The sequence below is a fragment of the Streptococcus suis genome, assembly GCF_002964045.1.
GTDB lineage: Bacteria > Bacillota > Bacilli > Lactobacillales > Streptococcaceae > Streptococcus > Streptococcus suis_U.
In genome coordinates, this window is record NZ_POPB01000142.1 from 1 (window position 1) to 305 (window position 305).

A 305-nucleotide genomic window follows, 5' to 3' on the forward strand; every position below is an offset into this window, starting at 1 on the left:
GATATTGAAACCTTCTGACATAAGGCTAAAGGCTTCCCAAATCAGATAGCCACCGCTGGTGAGAAGTCCGACACCCAGAACAAAGGCACCGACAATGAGGGCCAAGATGAGCGCCATCAATCCCAATAGACTAGCTAGGAGAATAAGCAAAAGTGGAATGGCGATAGGCAGGGAAATGACAGCTAGGATAGCCAACCAGAGCGTTCGTTTTGTTTGGCTAAAATTACGGAAGTAGCGACCGAGGAAAAAGGCGCCGAGGATAAGAGTTGCAAACAGAGGAATGACTCCGATAAACTCTCCCATGA

General features: G+C 47.9%; 1 pseudogene. It reads right to left on the reverse strand.

Annotated features, from left to right (window positions below):
• Window positions 1-305: pseudogene (locus C1E99_RS00615) on the reverse strand (hypothetical protein); the annotation flags it as partial.